Annotated in this window: 15 protein-coding genes and 2 tRNA genes; 6 read left to right on the top strand and 11 right to left on the bottom strand. The window is 38.8% G+C overall.

What is annotated here, in order from left to right; translation table 11 throughout:
• Positions 1-31: 31 nt before the first annotated feature.
• The 4 genes from tuf to rpsL form a co-directional block, all read right to left on the bottom strand.
• Positions 32-1,207 carry an elongation factor Tu gene (gene tuf / locus MCS_RS03510; protein ID WP_004854641.1) on the bottom strand — a complete coding sequence of 392 codons (1,176 nt, stop codon included), beginning with the start codon at positions 1,205-1,207 and terminating at the stop codon, positions 32-34.
• A 63-nt stretch (positions 1,208-1,270) separates the two neighbouring features.
• Positions 1,271-3,355, bottom strand: a complete 2,085-nt coding sequence (gene fusA, locus MCS_RS03515) for an elongation factor G (RefSeq protein ID WP_004855745.1) — start codon at positions 3,353-3,355, stop codon at positions 1,271-1,273.
• Between the two features lie 27 nt (positions 3,356-3,382).
• Positions 3,383-3,853 carry a 30S ribosomal protein S7 gene (gene rpsG / locus MCS_RS03520; protein ID WP_004855747.1) on the bottom strand — a complete coding sequence of 157 codons (471 nt, stop codon included), beginning with the start codon at positions 3,851-3,853 and terminating at the stop codon, positions 3,383-3,385.
• 29 nt (positions 3,854-3,882) lie between these two features.
• Positions 3,883-4,254 (bottom strand): 30S ribosomal protein S12, encoded by a 372-nt coding sequence (gene rpsL, locus MCS_RS03525; RefSeq protein WP_004855749.1) that lies wholly within the window; start codon positions 4,252-4,254, stop codon positions 3,883-3,885.
• Positions 4,255-4,772: 518 nt separating this feature from the next.
• Here rpsL and xth point away from each other — a divergent pair.
• The 5 genes from xth to MCS_RS03550 all read left to right on the top strand — a co-directional run bounded on the left by xth (position 4,773) and on the right by MCS_RS03550 (position 8,964).
• On the top strand, positions 4,773-5,585 hold the full coding sequence (gene xth / locus MCS_RS03530; protein WP_004855750.1) for an exodeoxyribonuclease III: 813 nt from the start codon (positions 4,773-4,775) through the stop codon (positions 5,583-5,585).
• Between the two features lie 114 nt (positions 5,586-5,699).
• Positions 5,700-6,605 (top strand): transporter substrate-binding domain-containing protein, encoded by a 906-nt coding sequence (locus tag MCS_RS03535; RefSeq protein WP_004855751.1) that lies wholly within the window; start codon positions 5,700-5,702, stop codon positions 6,603-6,605.
• A 129-nt stretch (positions 6,606-6,734) separates the two neighbouring features.
• Complete coding sequence (locus tag MCS_RS03540; protein WP_004855752.1) at positions 6,735-7,487, top strand: amino acid ABC transporter permease; 753 nt, start codon at positions 6,735-6,737, stop codon at positions 7,485-7,487.
• Positions 7,488-7,489: 2 nt separating this feature from the next.
• Positions 7,490-8,206 (top strand): amino acid ABC transporter permease, encoded by a 717-nt coding sequence (locus tag MCS_RS03545; protein ID WP_004855755.1) that lies wholly within the window; start codon positions 7,490-7,492, stop codon positions 8,204-8,206.
• Between the two features lie 11 nt (positions 8,207-8,217).
• Positions 8,218-8,964 carry an amino acid ABC transporter ATP-binding protein gene (locus MCS_RS03550; protein WP_004855757.1) on the top strand — a complete coding sequence of 249 codons (747 nt, stop codon included), beginning with the start codon at positions 8,218-8,220 and terminating at the stop codon, positions 8,962-8,964.
• 100 nt (positions 8,965-9,064) lie between these two features.
• Here MCS_RS03550 and MCS_RS03555 read toward each other — a convergent pair whose 3' ends face one another.
• From MCS_RS03555 to MCS_RS03580, 6 genes are all read right to left on the bottom strand, one after another.
• Entirely contained in the window at positions 9,065-9,856 is a 792-nt protein-coding gene (locus MCS_RS03555; RefSeq protein WP_004855758.1) for a tetratricopeptide repeat protein, read from the bottom strand.
• Between the two features lie 570 nt (positions 9,857-10,426).
• A complete protein-coding gene (locus MCS_RS03560; RefSeq protein WP_004855759.1) occupies positions 10,427-13,150 on the bottom strand; it encodes a valine--tRNA ligase in 2,724 nt (907 codons plus the stop codon).
• 143 nt (positions 13,151-13,293) lie between these two features.
• Positions 13,294-13,851, bottom strand: coding sequence for a DUF2497 domain-containing protein (locus MCS_RS03565; RefSeq protein WP_004855760.1), 558 nt, complete (start codon positions 13,849-13,851; stop codon positions 13,294-13,296).
• 261 nt (positions 13,852-14,112) lie between these two features.
• The gene (locus MCS_RS03570) at positions 14,113-15,402 is read right to left on the bottom strand and encodes a TolC family outer membrane protein (RefSeq protein ID WP_035451997.1); all 1,290 of its coding nucleotides are present in this window, start codon (positions 15,400-15,402) and stop codon (positions 14,113-14,115) included.
• Between the two features lie 58 nt (positions 15,403-15,460).
• Positions 15,461-16,135, bottom strand: a complete 675-nt coding sequence (locus MCS_RS03575) for a protein-L-isoaspartate O-methyltransferase family protein (protein ID WP_004855762.1) — start codon at positions 16,133-16,135, stop codon at positions 15,461-15,463.
• Positions 16,136-16,340: 205 nt separating this feature from the next.
• Positions 16,341-16,414 (bottom strand) — tRNA-Cys (locus MCS_RS03580).
• 186 nt (positions 16,415-16,600) lie between these two features.
• Between MCS_RS03580 and MCS_RS03585 the strand changes: the two genes are divergently transcribed.
• A tRNA-Asn gene (locus MCS_RS03585) sits at positions 16,601-16,675 on the top strand.
• A gap of 713 nt (positions 16,676-17,388) precedes the next feature.
• Here MCS_RS03585 and MCS_RS03590 read toward each other — a convergent pair.
• Positions 17,389-18,801 (bottom strand): DEAD/DEAH box helicase, encoded by a 1,413-nt coding sequence (locus MCS_RS03590; protein ID WP_004855763.1) that lies wholly within the window; start codon positions 18,799-18,801, stop codon positions 17,389-17,391.
• Positions 18,802-19,012 lie beyond the last annotated feature (211 nt).

Below are 19,012 nucleotides of genomic sequence, written 5' to 3' on the forward strand. Positions count from 1 at the left end.
CAACAAAGACGTTTTTCAACAATTACTCTGGCTACTCAATAATCTTAGAAACGATACCTGCCCCAACAGTACGACCACCTTCACGAATAGCAAAACGAAGTTTTTCTTCCATTGCAATTGGAACAATCAAAGAAACATCCATAGCAACATTGTCACCTGGCATAACCATCTCTGTTCCTTCAGGAAGAGTAACAATCCCTGTCACATCTGTCGTACGGAAATAAAATTGAGGTCGATAATTCGTAAAAAATGGAGTATGGCGACCTCCTTCATCTTTCGTGAGTATGTAAGCCTCTGCTCTAAATTTTGTATGAGGTGTAACAGAACCAGGCTTTGCCAAAACTTGACCACGCTCAATCCCTTCTCTATCAACTCCACGAAGCAGTGCTCCAATATTATCCCCAGCCTGACCTTGATCTAAAAGCTTACGGAACATTTCAACGCCTGTAACTGTTGTCTTAGAAGTAGGACGAATACCTATAATCTCTATTTCTTCACCAACTTTAATCACACCACGCTCAACACGACCGGTAACAACTGTACCACGACCCGAAATCGAAAAAACATCTTCTATCGGCATCAAAAAAGGTTGATCAATTGGACGATCAGGAGTTGGTATATAATTATCAACTTCACTCATTAAAAGACGAACAGCATCTTCACCAATACTTTTATCTTTATCTTCAAGCGCAGCTAACGCTGAACCCTTAACAATCGGAATTTCAGAACCTGGGAAATCATATTGCAACAAAAGATCACGAACCTCTTCTTCAACAAGTTCCAAAATGTCAGAATCATCAACCTGATCAACTTTATTAAGAAAAACAACTATCGCCGGAACACCAACTTGGCGCGCAAGGAGAATATGCTCACGCGTCTGAGGCATTGGACCGTCAGCCGCGGAAACTACCAAAATCGCACCATCCATCTGCGCTGCCCCTGTGATCATGTTCTTAACATAATCTGCGTGACCAGGACAATCAACATGCGCATAGTGACGCTTCTCTGTCTCATACTCAACATGCGCTGTAGAAATAGTAATTCCGCGTGCACGCTCCTCTGGGGCTGCATCAATTTGGTCATACGCTTTAAATTCACCAAAATATTTCGTAATAGCTGCCGTCAATGAGGTCTTCCCATGGTCAACGTGACCAATCGTACCGATATTAACATGCGGCTTCGTACGTTCAAATTTGCTCTTTGCCATTTGAGCTCTCCATTTTCTGTCCAAACAAAGGACCAAGTTAAAAATTAATCACGTAACCTTAAATCACGCATATTTCTTCTGAATCTCCAAAGCAACAGCCGAAGGAACAGGTTCGTAATGATCAAACTGCATTGTATACTGAGCACGCCCTTGGCTCATCGAGCGAAGAGTATTCACATAACCAAACATATTCGCCAAAGGAACCATCGCATTTACAACCGTAGCGATACCACGCGCTTCAGTTCCTGAAATTTGACCTCGACGAGAATTTAAATCGCCAATAACATCACCAACATAATCTTCTGGCGTCACAACTTCCACCTTCATAATAGGCTCAAGAAGCTGCGCACCTGCTTTTTTTGCACCATCTCGAAAAGCTGCACGAGCAGCAATTTCAAAAGCCAAAACGGAAGAATCAACATCGTGATAACCACCGTCAATCAAAGTCGCTTTTACACCAAGCATAGGGAAACCTGCAAGAGGGCCTGAACCCATAACGCTCTCAATACCCTTTTGAACTCCAGGAATATATTCTTTTGGAACAGCTCCACCAACGACCTTTGATTCAAAGATAAAGTCATCTCCATCATGAGGTTCAAAAATAATTTTCACACGAGCAAACTGTCCCGCACCACCAGATTGCTTTTTATGCGTGTAATCAATTTCCGCAGCTTTTGTAATAGACTCACGATAAGCAACCTGAGGCTGTCCGATATTAGCCTCAACCTTAAACTCACGACGCATACGATCAACAATAATATCAAGATGAAGCTCTCCCATCCCCGCTATAATGGTCTGACCAGACTCTTCATCCGATTTAACACGAAAGGAAGGATCTTCTGCTGCCAAACGACTAAGAGCAACACCCATTTTTTCTTGATCAGCTTTCGTTTTCGGCTCAATAGCAATCTCAATAACAGGCTCAGGAAACTCCATTCGCTCCAAAATAACAGGCTTCAAGGGATCACAAAGTGTATCACCTGTTGTCGTCTCCTTAAGCCCTGCAAGAGCAACAATATCACCAGCGAAAGCTTCCTCGATATCTTCACGAGAATTCGAATGCATTTGAAGCATACGCCCTAAACGCTCCCTTTTCCCCTTCACAGTATTTTCAAGAGAAATACCTTTCTGCACCTTACCAGAGTAAATACGACAAAAAGTCAAAGATCCAACAAATGGATCATTCATAATCTTAAAAGCAAGCATAGAAAGCGGAGCATCATCTGAAGACTCACGCACCGTTTCCCGCTCCGTCTTTACATCAATACCGCTAATTGCAGGAACATCAACCGGCGAAGGAAGGTAAGAAACAATAGCATCCAAAAGCGGCTGAATTCCCTTATTTTTAAAGGCTGTACCACAAAAAACTGGATGGAACTGAACCTCTACGGTTCCTTTACGGATAAGAGCCACAAGCTGCTCATTTGTCGGCATAACACCTTCTAAATAAGCCTCCATTGCAACTTCATCAACTTCAACAGCCAATTCAACCAACTTTTCGCGATATTTCTCTGCCTTTTCCTGCAATTCAGAGGGAATTTCACCTACAGTCGCCACAGCACCAATAGAACCATCCCACCTTAACGCCTTCATTTCAACAAGATCAACAACACCTTCAAACTCATTTTCAGCACCAATTGGCAACTGCAAAACAAGTGCCTTAGCCCCCAATCGCGAACCAACCATTTCTACACTACGATAGAAATCAGCACCTATTTTATCCATTTTATTCACAAAAACCATGCGCGGCACATGATATTTTTCAGCCTGCCGCCAAACAGTTTCTGTCTGAGGCTCAACACCAGCATTTGCATCCAGCAACGCTATAGCTCCATCAAGAACACGCAAAGAACGCTCAACTTCAATCGTAAAATCAACGTGACCTGGCGTATCAATGATATTAAAACGCCGTTTCCGACCATCACGACCTTCCCAAAAAGTTGTCGTCGCAGCAGACGTAATTGTAATACCACGCTCTTGCTCTTGCTCCATCCAGTCCATCGTAGAAGCGCCATCATGGGTTTCACCGATTTTATGATTTTTACCAGTATAGAACAAAATACGCTCAGTCATAGTGGTCTTACCAGCATCAATATGCGCCATAATCCCAAAATTACGATAATCTTCAATTTTATATTCGCGAGCCATTGTACTTGCCTTAAGTTTTAAACAGAGCTACCAGCGATAGTGAGAAAACGCACGGTTTGCCTCAGCCATACGATGCACATCTTCACGCTTTTTAACTGCAGAACCACGATTATGCGCGGCATCCACCAATTCACCAGAAAGACGATCAATCATTGTCGTTTCGCTACGCCCACGTGCAGCAGCAATCAACCAACGAATAGCAAGAGCCTGGCGACGATCAGGACGAACATCGATTGGAACCTGATAGGTAGCACCACCAACACGACGCGAACGCACCTCGATATGAGGAGCAACATTCTCCAACGCCTGATGAAACAAAGCTACAGGATCAGACTTTACCTTGCTCTTTACGACATCAAGCGCACCATAAACAATACGCTCAGCAACGGATTTTTTACCATCAAACATAATGGCATTCATAAATTTCGTAATCACCAAATCATTAAATTTTGGATCTGGGTTAATTTCACGCTTTTCTGCTCTACGGCGACGGGACATTGGCTCTGTCTCTCAATATTGTTTCAGAATTACTTTGGACGCTTCGCGCCATACTTTGAACGACGCTGCTTACGATTCTTGACACCCTGCGTATCAAGCAATCCACGGATAATGTGATAACGAACCCCTGGCAAATCTTTCACACGACCACCACGAATCATCACAACTGAGTGCTCCTGCAAATTATGTCCCTCCCCGGGAATATAACCAATTACCTCAAATCCATTTGTCAAACGAACCTTAGCAACTTTACGAAGAGCAGAATTAGGTTTCTTTGGCGTTGTTGTATAAACACGTGTACAAACACCACGCTTCTGCGGGTTTGCCTGAAGAGCAGGAACCTTATTACGTTTAACCGGCACTACACGCGGCTTACGAATCAACTGATTTACGGTAGGCATGCAACCTTCCTCTTTTTGATCTACGTTTGTCTCACCCACTTGGGTGTTTTCTGTTTTATCTCTTCCGATATCACTCGAAATAACATTAAGCTAACACACAAAATCGGGCACGACTGTCACAAACAGCTTACCCGATAACAAGCAGAGAAGGCAACAGCCTCTTGCACTGGCACTTGCTTTTAATCTTTAAAACAACCCCTGTTTGGATGAATTTTGGAAAATACCCAAAACACACATCTCTTTTCATCGGTTGTGATAGCATCTAATAACGAGAACACATACATTCGTCAAGAACTAAACAACAGAAATTTTGTAAAAATGAAAAGAAATTTACTTTGAAAATTTTTATATTTAGCATTCATAGAACTTCTTGATAAATCAAACTACCGTAGTAATATCCCCTAATATAGTGAAAAGAACTGCAATACCGGGAGTATTTCCATTTATAAAACACCTCAACACTGTAATTTAAAGATTGAACGAATTGCATACGTAATACTTTAAGTAAGATAGACCTCATGAAAATAGTAACGTGGAATATTGCCGGAATAAAAGCACGGCATGAAACATTACACAAATGGCTACAACAAAATCAGCCTGATGTAGTTTGTCTACAAGAAATTAAAAGCACTGATGAGAATTTTCCCCGCGATATAATCGAAGGACTAGGTTATCATGTAGAAACACACGGACAAAAAAGTTTTAATGGCGTTGCGATTCTCTCTAAAAAAACACCCGATGAAGTTATACGTCGATTACCAGGAAATAACAATGATGAACAAGCTCGTTACATAGAAGCTGTTTATTCAACAAACAAAGGCGTTATTCGTATTGTATCCCTCTATCTCCCGAATGGAAATCCTGCCAATAGTGAAAAATATCTCTATAAAATGGAATGGATGAATCGGTTGTACATCCATGCAAAATCATTACTTGCGTATGAAGAACCCCTTGTCTTAGCAGGTGATTATAACGTCATCCCTACTCTATTAGATGCAAAAAATCCTCAAGAATGGCGGAATGATGCTTTATTCCTTCCACAAACAAGAGAAGCATTCCAGCGTATTATGCATTTAGGTTTTTACGATGCGATCCGAAACGTAATAGATCCACCCCCATATAGCTTTTGGAATTTTCAAGCTGGTGCATGGCCAAAAAATAATGGGATTCGCATTGATCACTTACTGCTATCACCAGAAGCTGTTGATCAGCTTATCTGTGCTTATAGCCAAACAGAAGTAAGAGGATATCAAAAACCTTCAGATCATACACCAGTTTGGATCAACCTTAATTGTTGCCTAAAAGACACGGAATCCGTTTCGCTGGGATAACAAAAAAAATATCTCCCCTAAAATAATAAAGTTATGTTACACAGCACACAACAATATAAAGTAAACAACAAACCTAAAAGTGAGAAATCATAATAAAATACAATGGAGGAAATGATGAAAAAATTACTGTTAATGCTTATTACAGCAACCACTATTGGGCTAACAAGTGTTGCCTATGCTGGAAGTGATACACTTGAAAAAATTAAAAAAACAGGAGAGATCACTCTAGGCGTTCGTGAATCATCGGGTCTAGCCTATGCCCTTGGAGATGGCAAATATGCAGGATTTCACACAGAAATGGCAGAGCATATCATTGCCGACATTGCAAAAAAAATTGGTAAACCAATTAAAATCCATTATCTCCCCATCACATCACAAAACAGAATCCCTCTACTGAAAAACAAAACTTACGACTTTGAATGTGGCTCAACAACAAATGATGTTTCCCGCAGTAAAGAAGCAGCGTTTGCTTATACTACCTACGTTGAGGAAGTACGTATTGCTGTAAAGAAAAATTCTAACATTAAATCTCTTGACGATCTAAACGGAAAAACAGTCGCAACAACCACCGGTACAACTTCTGTTCAGCTTATTCGTAAAAATAAACGTGCAAAAAATATTGCCTTTAAGGTCTTGAAGGGAAAGGATCATGGAGACAGCTTCTTATTACTAGAATCTGGCCGTGCAGACGCATTTGTTATGGATGCCTCAATTCTTGCTGGCCATATTGCTAAATCAAAAAATCCATCGGATTATATTATTCTTGATACTGTACTTTCAGTTGAACCCATCGCCTGTATGCTCCGATTAAATGACAAAAACCTCGAACAAGCAATCAACGAAAGCATTGTGCGTCAAATTAAGGACGAATCACTTGAAAAACTTTATGATAAGTGGTTTATGAAACCAACCCCACCTGCAAATACTATTGTCAATCTTCCTTTGTCCAAATCCACGAAATATGCTTGGGAGCACCCAAATAATAGACCTCGGGAAAAATACACAGACAGTAATTTGTAGAATCAAAAAAATAACCACATTCTTTGAAAATTGAGTGTGGTTAATTTTAGTTCATTAAATTCACCCTATGTAAATAGGGCTGGATTTATTGCCTTGTTCGAAATGACTAAATTTAGGAAATAGCAATTAATGGACTTTTCTTTCCTCTGTACAGATGACCTTACCCAAACACTAGTAGCAGGATGTCTTGGAACCCCTGGCATAAGCCATACCTACTTAGATACACTGCTTGATGGCTTAAAAAACACAATTTTCCTATCCATCACCTCACTGATTTTAGCCATATTTTTTGGTGTTATAATAGGAACAATGCGCACTTTACCGAATACTTCCATAATAAATCGTATATTGCGTGCTATCGGCGCTATCTGGGTGGAGATTATGCGTAATATCCCTCTCCTTGTGCAGGTATTTTTATGGTATTTTGTTGTACCTAAAATTTATCCACCAGCGATAAAATTTTCACCTATTCTTTTAATAACATGTGCCTTGGGATTTTTTACGTCTGCGCGCATCGCAGAACAAGTACGCTCAGGTATTGAATCTATCCCTTCTGGACAACGTTATGCGGGAATGGCAATGGGGTTTAGCACCTATCAAATTTATCGCTATATCATATTACCGCGTGCTATACGTACAATCATGCCTCCACTTACTTCAGAAGCAATGGGTATTGTAAAAAACTCTTCTATAGCATTCGCTGTTTCAATAAATGAACTGATGCAATTTCAATATCAAACGATCGAAGAAGTAAGCCATGTTTATGAAAACTATCTCATTGTCACAATTCTTTATATTTTGATCTCCTTATTCATATTCATCATTATGACAATCATTGAGCAAATGCTCAAAATTCCTAATTTTCAAACCGCAGAGCAATAAATATGATAGATTTCATAACCTCCCAGTTTGGATTTTCTTTTCCTTTCAATTTTTCAAACTTCGATTTTTCATTTTTTACTTTTGAAGTGTTCTGTTCTTATATTCTTTCAGGATTGCTTTTTAGTATTTTTCTTACTCTTTTTGCAACAGTATTTGGCCTTATCTTCGGCACACTCTTGGCAATGATGCGGCTTTCCTCCATTAAACTGCTCTCTTGGCTTGCAATAATTTATATAACAGCCATGCGTTCGATACCTCTTGTTATGGTTATCTTATGGTTTTTTGTGCTTTTGCCTTTCCTGACTGGAACATCAATTGGCGCAAATAAATCAGCACTTATTACCTTTACTGCATTTGAAACTGCTTATTTTGCCGAAATTATGCGTGCAGGCATAATTTCAGTCTCGCAAGGACAAAAACACGCAGGACAAGCTCTTGGAATGACATATTGGCAAAACATGTATATTGTCGTTCTTCCTCAAGCCATTAGAGATATGCTGCCAGTCTTTTTGACGCAGGTCATTATTCTTTTTCAAGATACAACTCTTGTTTACGCAATTAGTGGCAATAGCCTTTTGAATGGTTTTGATATTGTTGCTAATAATTTTGGTGTGAAGCAAGAAGCTTATGTCTTGGCAGCTATTTCTTATTTTGTTATCTGTTTTACACTATCGCAGATAGTTTTGTATCTACAGAAAAAGATATCCATTATTCGCTAACAGGAAAAAAAATGTCTACTCATATGATCGAAATAAAAAATGTTTCCAACTGGTATGGCGAAATTAATATTCTTAAAAACTGTACAACCAGCATCAACAAAGGAGAAGTTGTTGTCGTTTGCGGACCGTCAGGCTCTGGTAAATCAACACTAATTAAAACTATTAATGCTTTAGTTCCTTTCCAAAAAGGTGAAATTTGGATTGATGGAGTCCCTGTTCATTCAAAAAAGACAAATCTGTCTAAGTTGCGTAGCCATGTAGGAATGGTATTTCAACACTTCGAACTTTTTCCACATTTATCTGTTGCAGAAAATTTAACAATTGCACAAATCAAAGTTCTAAAACGCAGCAAAAAAGAAGCGCTTGAACGCGGTTTATTATATCTTGAACGTGTTGGACTCATTGAGCATAGACATAAATACCCCGGTCAACTTTCTGGAGGGCAACAACAACGGGTTGCTATTGCGCGTGCCTTAACCATGGATCCACTGGTTATGCTTTTTGATGAACCTACATCCGCTCTAGATCCTGAAATGGTAGGAGAAGTGTTAGATGTCATGATTGGCTTAGCGGAAGAAGGCATGACGATGATGTGTGTAACCCATGAAATGGGATTTGCCCAAAAAGTATCGGAACGTGTTATTTTTATGGATCAAGGAAAAATTCTTGAAGATTGTTCATCAAAAGAGTTTTTTTCTTCCCCACAAGCAAGAACACCGCGTGCACAAGAATTTTTGTCTAAAATTCTCAACCATTGATCATTGCACGATAATCAAAAGAGCTATTTTTGTTACGGAATTACACATAAAAACCCAAACTTTAATATTAGGAGACGAAGAGGCATTGTAATTAAAATATTTAAAAACTATTGTTTTTTAGAATATCTATAACCAGTGACATTGCACTGCGTCTTTCAGATTCGTCACAAATAGCAAAAGCGCGCTCTTGTAGAAGACGAATCCAATCTCGATCTTTTTCATTAGCTTTTTCATAGGCAGCAGTTAACATCGCTACACCACGAACTGTTTTTCCTGCTTGAAACAGCATATTTCCAAGCATTGCTTGAGCAGAAGGATTACCTTTCTTCGCTGAAAGCTGAAACCATCGCGCAGCCTGTACAAGATTCTTTTTTCTTCCTTCTCCTTTTAAAAACATTTCTCCCAAGTAGTACTGAGCTTTAGGATTGCCGTAATTCATAGCAGCTTGCATATAGAGACGAGCAGCATAAGAAGGATTAGATTTTATAGGGGTGTGAGGAATACCCTTTTTTATATAACCCGCAAGTTCAACCAATGCATCAGAAATATAGCTTTCATTTTCTGAACCAATAACAGCGCCTTTTTCAACGATATATGCGAAGAAATGATATGCCTTATAATTATCTTCAGGAACACCATCACCCTCTGCATAAATATGGCCAAGTTTCCAATTGGCACCAATATGCCCCATATTGGCTGCACAACGTAACGCTGAAATAGCTTGATTTATTTGTCCATTTTTATAGGCTAACATACCACGCTTCAAAAAATAAAATGAATTATCGAGAGTTTTATGCGCACTATTGACACCTCTTCCATAAACGATAGAAAGAGCTCCCCCAAAAGCAATAATCATTATGGCTTTTTTCCACACTTTCAATTTATTTATCATTTAGAGTTTCTCCCCCCATCACATTTTTAATTGTTAGATCTACCAAAAATTTTTATACACATACAAAATTTCTTCTTTAAGATAAACACGACATTTTACATAGCATTATTCTAACAAAAAAGGCTAATAAATAAAAACTATCTAAAATGTCAAACTAAAGTAATATTTCTCTTTTCTGTACAATACTTTTTAAGATAAATAATCATTTTGCAATTAAATCTCTTATTACTGTAGTAATGTGATTATTTAATTACTCTGATTTATAAAGCAATAAAATGCACCAATGACAGATAAAAAGAAAAATTTATGTATAGCTTGAAGATATTCTTAACGTGGATAAAAGATATAGTGAAGAAACTGTTAAATATAAAAATAACAAAAATATGAAAAGTACATAAATATGATGACGATATCTTGACTTCATAACCGTAAAAACAACGACAATATCAATTGATATCTCATTATACCGTTTGTGGATGAAAATAAAGAAAGCAAGCAGAAAAACGCCCTTTTAAAGCAAATTTCCAATAGTGTGAGGTTATTTATAAGAAACGCGAGAAAAAATCATAACTATATCAACCGCTCTAAAGCAACGGCTATTTTTTCCTTTGCAGTACGCAACTCTACAAGCCTACTACGTTCAACTTCGACAATTTCTGATTTTGCATTTTCTATAAATTTGGGATTACTTAATTTAACCAATATTTTTTCAATATCTTGCTCAACTTTACTAATGTCTTTCATCAAACGAGCACGCTCAGCTTTCAAATCAATCAGCTGTCCTAAAGGCAAACAAAAAATATCCTCTCCTAAAATCATTTGTGCCGATATAGCTGGAACCTTATCAGAGAAATCAATTGTTTCAATACGTGCTAACTTTTTAAGAAGAACATCATAACGTTGCACACGCTCTCGCGTTACTTTCCCTCCCTCAACAATAACAAGAGGTGCCAGAGTTCCCGCTGGAATATTCATTTCAAAACGCACAGACCTAATTTCACTAACAATATCAATAAGCCAATTAATATCAGAAGCAGCTTCTTCATCTGCAAATGTTACCTCTGGCCATTGTATCAGTGCCAACATATCTGCACGCTTCATAACTGGAGATTCTGTAAGAGACCATAACTCCTCTGTTATATGAGGCATAAAAGGATGGAGAAGTTTATAAACTTCATCTAAAACCCAAGCTGTACATGCTTGTGCTTCACTTTTAGCATCTTCATTTGAACCTTGAAATACAGGTTTGAGAAGTTCCAGATACCAATCACAGAGTGTATTCCAAATAAAACGATAAAGCACAGCTGCAGACTCATTAAACTTATAGTTCTCAATACCAATTGTTACTGCTGTAACAGTCTTAGATAACTCTGTTAAAATCCAACGATTAAGCGCAATCTTTGCTTTTTCTGGTTTAAAATCTGGATCATGTCTAACACCATTCATCTGCGCAAAACGGGTAGCATTCCACAATTTTGTAGCAAAGTTACGATAGCCTGCAATACGAGAGGGATCAAGTTTTACATCCCGTCCCTGTGCCGCCATAATGGCCAAAGTAAAACGGAGCGAATCTGCACTATACTGATCAACAAGTTCCAAAGGATCAATAATATTCCCCTTCGACTTTGACATCTTCGCACCCTTCTGATCTCGGACGAGAGCGTGCACATAAACCGTCGGGAAAGGAACCTCACCCATAAAGTGAAGCCCCATCATCATCATACGTGCAACCCAGAAGAAAATAATATCAAATCCTGTAACCGATAGCGATGTCGGATAAAAAGTAGCTAATTCTGTTGTTTTATTGGGCCAACCTAGCGTTGAAAAAGGCCAAAGAGCTGAAGAAAACCAAGTATCTAAAACATCCTGATCACGAATTAATTGAACCATTTCACCATAATGAGAAAAAGCTGCTGCAAAAGCCTCTTCCTCATTTCTTTCAACAAAAACCGTACCGTCAGGTCCATACCAAGCTGGTATCTGGTGCCCCCACCATAATTGGCGTGAAATACACCAAGGTTGAATATTTTGCATCCAATTAAAATAGGTTTTTTTCCAATTCTCTGGAATAAATTGCGTTTTTCCTTGCTGAACAGCCTCTATCGCTGGCTTTGCTAATTCTACAGCACGAACATACCATTGATCTGTTAAGAATGGTTCAATAGCTACTCCACTGCGATCCCCATGAGGAACAATGTGTGGATGATCATCCACAGCTGCTAAATATCCCCCCTCTTCCATCAAAGAAACAATCCGATCACGTGCAACAAAACGATCAGCTTTATCTAAATGATCTACCAATATTTGTAATTCATCCGACAAGACCAGACCATCAAAAAATGCATCATTTCCATGCAGAAAAATCTCAGCTTTTTGCGTAAAAATATTAATCAAATGTAGATTATTGCGCTGCCCCACTTCAAAATCATTAAAGTCATGTGCTGGTGTAATTTTTACAGCACCACTTCCCTCCTCAGGATCAGCATAAGCATCACCAACAATCAATAATTTACGGCCAATAAGAGGTAAAAGAGCATTTTGACCTATAAGACTTTTATAACGATCATCTTCGGGATTAACCGCAATTCCGGTATCACCAAGCATTGTTTCTGGCCGTGTTGTTGCGACTGTTATAAAAGTCGTAGCATCAAAGGGATCAAACACTTTACCTTCAAGTGGATACCTAAAATGCCACAAATGCCCTTTAACTTCTTTTTGTTCAACTTCAAGATCTGAAATAGCGGTTAACAATTTAGGATCCCAATTAACCAGACGCTTATCCCTATATATCAACCCTTGCTTATAAAGCGTAACAAAAACTTCACGAACAGCCTGAGACAAACCTTCATCCATTGTAAACCGCTCACGCGACCAATCACACGAAACGCCAAGGCGGCGTAACTGATTCGCAATAACGCCTCCAGCTTCATGACGCCATTCCCAAATACGCTCAACAAACTTTTCTCTACCCATTTCTTGACGCGTTGGCTCTTTGCGCTCTGCAAGTTGTCGCTCTACAACCATTTGGGTAGCAATCCCTGCATGATCCATACCAGGTTGCCACAATACATTCTTACCACGCATCCGCTGAAATCGAACTACAATATCCTGAATTGTTGTATTAAGTGCATGCCCCATATGCAATGAGCCTGTAACATTTGGTGGTGGAAGCATAACACAAAAAGATTCTGCACCACTTTCGGAACCCATTCCTGCTTTAAAAGCCTCACGTTCCTCCCACCTTTTTGCAACCCGTCGCTCTATGGAAGCAGCATCATAGTTCTTCTCTAACATTTTCTACTCACCCATAACACCACTGAAAAACGCAACCTATAATCTTAAAAACTGGCCATAGACACCGCAATCCCATTTTCCACAATGGGCTTGCAAAATGTAAATGAAATTCTCATAAAAAACGATAAAACAATCTGTTAGAACTATTTTTTAATTGCTTTAACGATCTCTTCACGCAGAATATCTTCAAGCAAAATAGGCAATTTACTTTGCAACCACTCTGCTATAGCCGGACGTAAAACATCTTTTGCAATCTTTTCTGCAGAAGAAATACAATGAGCAGACAGCTCCACACGACCTGCAGCTATACTTTCTGGACGTGATACAAACATCTCATCATTACGTTCTTTTGTTTTATGAACAAAATGCTGTTCTTCAGAAGAATGTTTCATCTTTTGCATATCGGTACTAACCGCATTTTCTGCTTCTGTATTTTCTTTTTCTTGTGTTAAAGAAAAATCATGATTTTCAGAAGAAAGACCAATACGATCAGCCAAAGCTTTCATTGCATCATCAACTGATAAGGCCGTATCATAAACACCTTCCGATGGTACTGCCGAACGGTCTACTGAAGCATTCACAACAGCGTCTTCATTTGAAAAATGCTCAGACTGAACCGCATTTTCCTCAATTATTTCACGAATAGATGTCAAAATTTCATCCATACTTGGCTCACGTAACACGCTTGAACTCTGTACCATACTTTAAAACCTCTCAAAGACGCAACAACAAACAGAATCACACTCTTTAGTGTAAGAAAAAGAATCACAAGATCAACATACCTACCTGACATTTTCAAATATGATTGTTATAAAGAATGAGCTACGCACAACTTTCTTCATTAAAGAAACAAATAAAATCTCATTGTTCTATTTTTCAACATACCCATCGCTTGATTTTACGATCTTTTAAAGCACAATTCTTGAACAGATTCATGAGTTATTATCATGCTTGTACCTGTTTTAATGGATCGGTTTCACACCCAAATAACTTGCAGTTAATTTACCAATGGAAGATTGAACACCATAACTTGCAATAATAGCATTACGCTCTGCCGTCGCAAGAGCAATTTGCGCATTAATCAACTGAGTTCGAGAATTTAAAACATCCAACGTAGTCGCTTCCCCTACACGGTTTTCTTGGAGGCGACCTTTAAGGGCTATTTCAGCAGCACGTACACTTTCACGATAAGCAACAACAGACGCGCGCGCACCTTCCAACTGAAACCAAGCAGAAGTAAGAGCTTGTCTTATATTACTATATGCCAAATCAAGCTGAAGACGCGCTTGCCCAAGCTGCTCTTTAGACTGACGAATCTGCGCAGATGTACGCCCACCTTCAAAAATTGGAACACTAACAGACAGTCCTACGGATTTAGAAACTCCATCTGCATCATGATCGCTATAAATCTTATTGTAGGAAGCTGTTGCAGAAAAATCAATTTTAGGCAACAAAGCCCCTTCCTTTGCTTTTACATTATAAGAGCTGGCATCAACTAAATATTTTGCATAAAGAATTACTGGATGCGTAGCAACACTAATTTGATAAGCCACATCAAGATTGACTGGTAAATTTTTTGCCGTCATTGGAGGTCTTAATTTTTCAGGATCAGAACCAATAACTTGTCGATAAATTGCCTCTGCTGACTTTACCTCAGCACGCGCTAAACTAAGTTCTGAAACAGCCACAGAACGTGCAGCTTGAGCCTGAGCAAGATCAACACGTGCTCCCTCTCCTACATCGATTCTTGCTTTATTTGAACGAACTTGCTCTTCAAGAGCAGCCAAATTTTCTCTACGCAGATCGGCAATACGACGCGCTTGATAGACATTAGCATACGCTGTAACAGTATCCAGAAACATATTTTGTTCAGCATTACGAAGATATTCACGCTGCGCTTGTAACTTAATCTGAGCAGATAAAAACATATTTTGCGTGATAAAACCGTCAAATAACCTTTGACTCAATCTTACTCCTATAGATCCAGCAGTACTCTGAGAGCCTGCCATAGGCTTACTCCAACCATAACTTCCAATCCCTTCAATTTGCGGCAAGAATCCCGAACGGACAATAACTACATCATCACTTGAAATACGTACAGCTGCACGTTCACTATTCAACTTATAATTGTGTGTATAAGCTTTAGCAAAAGCATCCATCAATGTCTCAGCATACACTGACTTCAATACAAAAATATTCAACGCCAGCAACAAACATACCTGAAGTTTTTTGTTTTTGAATACAATACACACAACCTATAACCCCCAAATTCACTGCACAACTATATTCTATTCATAAGAAAAATAAATGCTAAAATACAAAGTCTGGTGCTTTTAAAAAATTAGGAAGGCTTTTTACAGCAAGATTAAAAGCACGACGAGCTGAAATAATCCCATCTTCTTTTACATAAATCCGTGCAATACCAGCATTACCGTGTCCTTCAACTACAACAAGACGTCCTCCGTCTTTCATTTGATCAAAGAGAGCCTCTGGAATAAAGTCAACAGCACCCTCTATGAAAATCACATCATAAAGCCCCTTGATTGCATATCCTTGCTCCAATGCCCCATGGATTACAACTACATTATCACATTGATGATGCTCTAAAATCTTAGCTGCTCGTTCCGAAAGAGCTTTATTACCTTCCAATGCAACCACAGATCCTGCAAGTTTTGAAAGCAATGCAGCACAATAACCACTATTCGCTCCCACATCTAAAACAAAATCCGACGATTTCACAGCCGCAAGCTGTAGTAATTTTGCTAAAGATGCAGGCCTCATCAAATAGCACGCAGGCATCCCATTTTGGGCTGGAAATACAATAACATCGGTATCAAGATAACTCAAAGCTTTCATATCTTCTGGTACAAAATCTTCACGCGATACCTTTAAAAATGCTTCAAGAACCGATAAATCCGTTACATCTACTGTACGAATTTGATTGTCAACCATTTTGCGGCGAAGATCTGCAAAATCTGCAACCATAATAAACCTTTTCTCCTACGCATAAAGAACCATAAAAAAACGACAATAATGAGGATTTAAAATCTTTCACTGAGGTGTTACAAAAAAGTAAGCTACAGTCAACAATTAGATTCTAACCGTACTCTTTTTTATGGTAAAGCCTTTTCACTAAGGAAGAAAAACTCGCACGTATCATCCCCTCAAAATCACTTTGACTTAAATAAACTGGAGGCCTCGCCCGGGATCGAACCGGGATACAAGGATTTGCAGTCCTCTGCGTAACCATTCCGCCACGAGGCCTCATCAACAAACGTAGAAGTGTCAAATAAGGGAAGGCAACGCATCCGTCAAGGTGTAGAAATATTCTCTACTCTTTTTTCTTCTTTTTATATAATTTCTAATATTTTTTAAAAAAAAGCAATTTTACTCTTTGCAAATCAGTATTGCTTTGCTATAGCCCTTGCAGTTGCAATAATTGGGCACTGTTCCCCGGTAGCTCAGCGGTAGAGCAACCGGCTGTTAACCGGTTGGTCGCTGGTTCGAATCCGGCCCGGGGAGCCATTTTAATTTTCATTGCACGTAATTCGTTGTTTTTACTCAAATTTTTAAGATGAGGGATGCGTCTAAATCTTCTTGTGAACAAGTATCTAAAACTCTAACAAACATGCGTCAATAGCTTCGCGATTCAACAGGTAAGAAGGCTTGATCGTAAAACTGTTGCGGCAAGCATCTGATTCTCTTCTTAGGAGAGAAGCAGTATCCTCATCTGAATCGTATAATCCTATGATTTTTTCTTACATGCCAACTGATACATCTAATTTCCTAGCCATATCTGAAAAGTACTCTGAATGATCAGAGCGAAGTTTGCGTAAAAGTTTTAGCAAATGATATTAACATCTAAAAAAATCTTTAGAAAGAATAATTATTTCATTCTGTTTCTAATAAAAATCCTCAGATTTTTTCGCGCCACATCACAATCACTTCAGACTCAAGACAAATTTGCCTTTGATATCCTTGAGAGGAGGCGAGCCATTTTTACAAAACCCTTTTCCTCAAAACTCCCAGAGCTATAACACTTTTTCTTTACAAGACAGAATGGCTCTAAGTAGAATAAGCTGTCTTGAGCATCAAAGAAATCAACAACTTGCTCTCAAGAAAAGTCTAATACAGTTGTATCAATATGGTATAGTATTTTTAGCGAAAATATTGTTCTCTTGCTTGAATTCAAACTAAGAAGCAACCAAAAAGAAAAATATTCCTAAGGCATAGTTTATTCACGCTGCTCTCTTCACTGACTTGCGAAAACGAAAAGATTTTGCACGCTTTGCTGCTATTTTTGCCTTCACATGCCTTTTGTTTTCCAATGAAGAATTCTTACCCTGTGTTTGTTCAGCACTCTCTTTGCGATTCACCAAGCGCTTCTGTTCTTTAGTTTTTTTTAAACGAATTTCCTTGCCTTTTTCCTTTTCTCTACCTTCTCGCATAAATGGCTTTTCCGGAAATTTTGCAAATTGTTCTGGAACTTCTTCACGCGTTAATCGCATACAAATCAAGCGCTCCACAGTATGCAAACGCGCCTGTTCCACACCTCCATCAAAAAGCGTTATTGCATCGCCAGATGCACCATTGCGCCCTGTACGACCAATACGATGCACATAACTTTCAGCTTCATCTGGTAAATCGTAGTTAATAACATGACTTACACCTGGTATATCAATACCACGCGCAGCAATATCTGTTGCAACAAGAATCTGCACTGATCTTTCACGAAAAGCTTTTAATGCATACTGCCTAGCATTTTGTGATTTATTTCCATGAATTGTCGCAACAGAATATCCTATCCTTGCTAAATGACGTGTAACAGCATCAGCACCATGCTTAGTCCTTGTAAATACAATAACAGAAGAAAAATCTGGATTTGTCAAAAGTTTAGCTAAAATATTCTTTTTTTCACGCGTAGGCACACAATATAATTTTTGAGTAATTCCCGCAACTGTCGTTCCTTGAGGAACAACCTCTATTCTCACAGGATCACTGAGCAAGCACTTTGCAAGCTCAGAAATTTCCTTTGGCATTGTTGCAGAAAAAAGTGCTGTCTGACGCTCCTTATGCAAAAGCTTTGTAATTTGCCGCACATCATGAATAAAGCCCATATCTAACATGCGATCTGCCTCATCTAAAACTAAAAAACGAGTCTGAGAAAGATCAACATACTTTTCGCGAACAAGATCCATTAAACGCCCTGGAGTTGCTACCAAAATATCCACACCTGCTTCCATACGTTTAATTTGTTTTAAACGTGATACCCCACCAAAAATAAGACATGTTGAAAGATGCGTTCCTTTGGCAAAAAAACGCATTGTTTCTTCAATCTGAACAGCAAGTTCACGCGTAGGAGCTAAGATTAAAGCTCGCGCAGTTTTAGGACGGCGCTTATCTCCTAAAGCCAAAATCTGGCTCAAAACAGGTAAACCAAATGCCAAAGTTTTTCCAGAACCTGTTTGCGCAATTCCTAAAATATCACGCCCTTTCAACATCATTGGAATAGCTTGTTCTTGAATAAGTTTAGGCTTACTCATACCAGCCATGAGCAAATTTTTAATCAAAAGAGCAGGTAAACCTAATTCTGTGAAAACATTTTCTCTATTTAAAGTCAAAATAAAATCTTTCCTCAGTCCAACAACCATAAACAGAAAGCAGACTAAATTCTATCACTCAGAAATCCGCGCAAAAGGAACAAGAGAGATCTTGATATTTTAATTTGTGAAGCAACGCTTGAAACAGCGATTTGCGCACTCCATGAGTATACCTTGAACAAGATAAAGGCGCATAAACCCCGTTTTACAAAGAGTTAAATAACCAAGCCTAAACAGCCTTTTTCATATTATCGTTGGATTA

Origin of the sequence: Bartonella doshiae NCTC 12862 = ATCC 700133 (assembly GCF_000278155.1) — a bacterium.
Lineage (GTDB): Bacteria > Pseudomonadota > Alphaproteobacteria > Rhizobiales > Rhizobiaceae > Bartonella > Bartonella doshiae.

Coding starts and splice junctions, on each gene's coding strand:
- tuf (WP_004854641.1), bottom strand. CDS start 1,207: ATGGCAAAGAGCAAATTTGAACGTACGAAGCCGCATGTTAATATCGGT.
- fusA (WP_004855745.1), bottom strand. CDS start 3,355: ATGGCTCGCGAATATAAAATTGAAGATTATCGTAATTTTGGGATTATG.
- rpsG (WP_004855747.1), bottom strand. CDS start 3,853: ATGTCCCGTCGCCGTAGAGCAGAAAAGCGTGAAATTAACCCAGATCCA.
- rpsL (WP_004855749.1), bottom strand. CDS start 4,254: ATGCCTACCGTAAATCAGTTGATTCGTAAGCCGCGTGTAGTGCCGGTT.
- xth (WP_004855750.1), top strand. CDS start 4,773: ATGAAAATAGTAACGTGGAATATTGCCGGAATAAAAGCACGGCATGAA.
- MCS_RS03535 (WP_004855751.1), top strand. CDS start 5,700: ATGAAAAAATTACTGTTAATGCTTATTACAGCAACCACTATTGGGCTA.
- MCS_RS03540 (WP_004855752.1), top strand. CDS start 6,735: ATGGACTTTTCTTTCCTCTGTACAGATGACCTTACCCAAACACTAGTA.
- MCS_RS03545 (WP_004855755.1), top strand. CDS start 7,490: ATGATAGATTTCATAACCTCCCAGTTTGGATTTTCTTTTCCTTTCAAT.
- MCS_RS03550 (WP_004855757.1), top strand. CDS start 8,218: ATGTCTACTCATATGATCGAAATAAAAAATGTTTCCAACTGGTATGGC.
- MCS_RS03555 (WP_004855758.1), bottom strand. CDS start 9,856: ATGATAAATAAATTGAAAGTGTGGAAAAAAGCCATAATGATTATTGCT.
- MCS_RS03560 (WP_004855759.1), bottom strand. CDS start 13,150: ATGTTAGAGAAGAACTATGATGCTGCTTCCATAGAGCGACGGGTTGCA.
- MCS_RS03565 (WP_004855760.1), bottom strand. CDS start 13,851: ATGGTACAGAGTTCAAGCGTGTTACGTGAGCCAAGTATGGATGAAATT.
- MCS_RS03575 (WP_004855762.1), bottom strand. CDS start 16,135: ATGGTTGCAGATTTTGCAGATCTTCGCCGCAAAATGGTTGACAATCAA.
- MCS_RS03590 (WP_004855763.1), bottom strand. CDS start 18,801: ATGGTTGTTGGACTGAGGAAAGATTTTATTTTGACTTTAAATAGAGAA.